Source organism: Cytophagia bacterium CHB2 (assembly GCA_030263535.1).
In the GTDB taxonomy this organism is placed as follows: domain Bacteria; phylum Zhuqueibacterota; class Zhuqueibacteria; order Zhuqueibacterales; family Zhuqueibacteraceae; genus Coneutiohabitans.
This window is the reverse complement of the sequence record SZPB01000463.1, coordinates 1-4,178: the sequence shown is the minus strand read 5'-3', so window position 1 is coordinate 4,178 and position 4,178 is coordinate 1. Positions and strand designations below refer to the sequence as shown.

Genomic DNA, 4,178 nt, shown 5'->3' with positions numbered 1-4,178 from the left:
GGAAAAACTTTATCGCCAATGGTCACCGAGTTTCACCGAATAGTTTTTTGTTGCTTCGCAGAAGCTTTGATTTGCAGCTTGTCTGCAAATCAGGGTAGAACTTTATCGTTCGATGAAAAGAGCATGCCACTCCTCCGGAGTTGTCGAAAACTGTTTGCGTCCATCACTATAAACATTTCACTCCTAGCGGAGTTTTTCATTTCATCTTGAGGCAAAAATTTAATGCCCAACCACTTGAATGACTCGTAATGCGCTCAAAACCGAGCCGATGGCGTGCTTGGCTAAATCCAGTGCAGAATTAAGGTATTAATTTTCAATTGCTAATCGCTAATTGTCAATTGTCTATTCCTGACACAATCCGCATTCCCCAATCCGCAATATCAAATTGCCCCGGACTCGCGCAGCGCAAGAATTTTTTCTGTATCAAAATCCAACAAATCTTTCAGAATTTCCTCCGTGTGTTGCCCCAGCAATGGCGGCGGCGCATACACGTTCGAAGGCGTTTCTGAGAATTTTGCCACCGGACCCAGCACACGCAAATCGCCTGCTGGGTGCTGGATGGTCCTCACCATGTCGCGCGCCAACACTTGCGGATCCTGCAAAATTTGCGGAATGCTGTTGATCGCCGAAACCGGAATTTGTGCCGCCAGCAAAATGGCCAGCCATTCTTCGGTTGATTTTTCACGCAAGCGGTTTTGCAAGCGGCTGGTCATGGCATCGCGATGCTGCAACCGCTGCGCATTGTTAGCGAATTTCGGATCCTGCGCCATCTCGGCGAGATCGAGATGAAGGCAGAGCCGGCGAAACTGTTCATCGTTGCCCACGCCAATCGCAATTTGGCCGTCTGCTGTGGCAAAGGCTTGATAGGGCGCGAGATTGGGATGCGCATTGCCATAGCGACGCGGCGCTTGACCGGAGACCAGATAATTCATCGCAACGTTAATCAACCACGAAACCTGGCTGTCGAGCAGCGCGATATCGATGAACTGGCCCGCCCCGGTTTTGTGGCGATGCGCCAGCGCGCCCAGAATCGCGTTGGCGGCATACATGCCCGCCATCACATCGGCAATGGCCACGCCAACTTTGCAAGGTTCGCCCTCGGCCTCGCCGGTGATGCTCATCACGCCCCCTTGCGCTTGAATGATGAAATCGTATCCCGGCCGATCAGCATAAGGCCCGTTTTGGCCATAACCGGTGATGGCGCAATAAATCAAACCGGGATTGAGCGGCTGAAGCGAGGCATAATCCAATCCCAGCTTGGTCATCTCGCCGGTTTTGAAATTCTCAACCAGGACATCGCTTTGGGCCGCGAGCTTCTTGATCAATTCACGGCCCTGAGCAGATTTGAGATTGAGGGTGAGGCTTTTTTTATTGCGATTGCAGCTCAGAAAGTAAGCCGACTCGCCGTGAAACCAGGGCGGGCCCCATTGCCGGGTGTCATCGCCGCTGCCCGGGCGTTCCACTTTGATGATTTCCGCGCCCATGTCGCCGAGCAATTGCGTGCAAAACGGCCCGGCGAGCACGCGCGAGAGATCGAGCACGCGCAAACCGGCAAGACAGCCGGAAGTGGGAGGATTCATAGGGGCGAAATCTAAGCAAAGAAAGCATTACAATGCAAGCGCGTTAATCCGTGTCAATCCGTGGCTAAAAAAACAATCAGCCACGGATGAACACAGATGCGCACGGATTTTTTGGATTATCCATTTCAGCCCGAGCCTTCCTAAAAATTGATTGCTCAACGTGGCAAGATTCAAACGGAGCGGCTCATCATCCGTGTAGATCCGTGTCAATCCGTGGCCCAAAAAAACAATCAGCCACGGATGAACACGGATGTGCATGGATTTTTAAAGTCTTTTGGGTTGATCGGAGTCTGTCATAAGCCATAGAGCATTCAAAGTCAGAATAAAATTTTGAAAGTTTGAATGGCAAAACCATTTGGGTCAAAACGATTGAATGGTTTTGCCCATAATAGTTTTGCCTTAAGTTTTTCCCAGGCTATAAACCCAACAACCTCACACATTTTCCCAGAACTGCGAATCCTATCAATTATTATTCCCATTCTCGCAGAATTTTGGGGCACACGCCAAAATATGAGTTCTCTAACTTATTGATTATTCAAACGCAGTTTCTGCCTGCTGCAGCTTTTCTCCGGTACAATTCTTGATATTTCACTTTAAGGACAAGTGTTGGAACGACATGCATTATCTCGGGGAAGTCCAGCGCCGCCTCACCCAAATTTTTCTCCGGGACTTCCCTCCAAATGAATTCTGTTCATTTCCAAGCAGAGTGTGCGAAAACGATTGATTTCAACACAGGCTGATCTTGTCGAAGCCTGTCGAAGCCTGCTCATCGAGGTTGAGCACGGCTCGCCGAAGTCAGCTCAGGGTGCAGTCATTCCAGGTTTTCACACAGTCTGAACCTTCACGAACCTCCAAACCCAAGGCTCACGCCATGCCTGACAAACCCAAAAACCGCAAAAAGCCCAAAGCCGATTATCGCATGCGCACGCATTTGATTCACGGCAACTATGACAGCAAGAAGTGGGATTACGATCATCATGTCGTGCCGCCCATGTCGTCTTCCGCGACCTATCGTCTCAGCTCGGCGCATCGCGGGGCGCAGGGTTTTTATGAATTCGCCAGCGACGCCCCGGATTTTCTGCAGCGCATGCCGATTTACATTTACGATCGCTTGGACGAGCCGACGCGCGGCATGCTGGAGGAAAATCTGGCTTATGCGGAGGGCGGGGAAATGTGTGTGACGTTTGCCACCGGCATGGCCGCCATCAGCGCGATACTCGGCCTGCTCTGCGAAAACGGCCAGGAGATTGTCGCACATCACATTCTTTACGGCTGTACCTACAGCCTGGTGACGCATTGGCTGCCGCGTTATGGCATTCAATCCAAATTTGTCGATTTTTGCAATGAGGAGGAATTGCGGCGCGCGATCACGTTTAAGACGCGCGTGCTGTATTTTGAAACGCCCGTCAATCCGGATTTGCGCCTCATCGACATCGCGGCCGTGCGCCGGGTGGCCGATGAAATCAACCAAGATCGTCCGCCGGAAAGACAAATTAAAATTGTGGTGGATAACACCTTTGCCACGCCTTATTGCCAGCGGCCCATCGCGTGGGGCGCGGATTTTTCCGTGCATAGCTTGACCAAAGACATCGGCGGTTTTGGCACGGACATGGGCGGCGCGGTGATCGGACCACGAAAATTCTATGGTCCGCTTATGCTCTATCGCAAAGATTTCGGCGGCGTGCTGTCGCCGAAGAGTGCATGGAATTTTTTGGTGTACGGCCTGCCGACGTTATCGGCGCGCATGATCAATCAGCAGAAAACCGCGCACAAGGTCGCACGTTTTTTGCAGGAACATCCCAAAGTGGCGCGCGTTTTCTATCCGGGGCTGGAGTCGCATCCGCAGTTTGACTTGGCGAAACGCCAGATGATCAACTATGAAGGCAAGTTTTCGCCGGGGGCCATGATTTATTTTGTGCTGAAGCACGACGAGAAATTGAGCGCAAGCGAGCGCGGCGAGAAATTCATCGATTACATTGCCGATCACGCCTATTCCATCACGCTTGCCGTCAGTTTGGGACAGCTCAAGACTTTGATTGAATGTCCCTACTCCATGACACACTCGGCCCTGCCCGAAGAAGAAAAACGCAAACGCGGCATGGAGCCGGGCGGCATTCGTCTCGCGCTCGGTTTGGAAGATTGGCATGATTTGATTGAGGATTTGCGCACTGCATTTGAACAAGTGTGAGCCGGTGGCTTCGACGGCTTCGACAGGCTCAGCCGCCGCATCGCCGGCGCCGATGCCTGAGCCTGCCGAAGGCGAGCTTGCCGAAGGCTGTCGAAGGCCATGCTTCTGGAGGATACCATGAGTAAAATTCTTCGAGACATTCCGATTGAAAAGCAAATCACCAAGCACATGCAACGTTGGGAAATGACACGCGCCGAGTGGGCGCGGCAAACGCGGGTCGCGCAGCAGCCGCTGCCGGGGAAATTCGGGCCGTACATTACCATCTCGCGCGAGTACGGCAGCGGCGGCACGGAACTTTCACACCTTCTCGCGGAGAAATTCGGCTGGCGCGTGTTTGATCGTGAAATCATCGAAGCGATTGCCGGCCGCACGCATGCCCGTGAAGAGCTGGTGGCGCGTTTCGATGAGCA

At 52.5% G+C, this 4,178-nt stretch carries 3 protein-coding genes; 2 read left to right on the top strand and 1 reads right to left on the bottom strand.

Going from position 1 to position 4,178, the window contains the following annotated elements; translation table 11 throughout:
* Nucleotides 1-380: 380 nt before the first annotated feature.
* On the bottom strand, nt 381-1,580 hold the full coding sequence (locus tag FBQ85_27270; protein ID MDL1878833.1) for a CoA transferase: 1,200 nt from the start codon (nt 1,578-1,580) through the stop codon (nt 381-383).
* Between the two features lie 871 nt (nt 1,581-2,451).
* Here FBQ85_27270 and FBQ85_27265 point away from each other — a divergent pair.
* Together FBQ85_27265 and FBQ85_27260 are read left to right on the top strand one after the other, a co-directional pair.
* Nucleotides 2,452-3,768, top strand: coding sequence for a PLP-dependent transferase (locus tag FBQ85_27265; protein MDL1878832.1), 1,317 nt, complete (start codon nt 2,452-2,454; stop codon nt 3,766-3,768).
* A 99-nt stretch (nt 3,769-3,867) separates the two neighbouring features.
* The coding region (locus FBQ85_27260) for a cytidylate kinase-like family protein (GenBank protein ID MDL1878831.1) at nt 3,868-4,178 on the top strand (311 nt) is incomplete at its 3' end.

Coding starts and splice junctions, on each gene's coding strand:
- FBQ85_27270 (MDL1878833.1), bottom strand. CDS start 1,580: ATGAATCCTCCCACTTCCGGCTGTCTTGCCGGTTTGCGCGTGCTCGAT.
- FBQ85_27265 (MDL1878832.1), top strand. CDS start 2,452: ATGCCTGACAAACCCAAAAACCGCAAAAAGCCCAAAGCCGATTATCGC.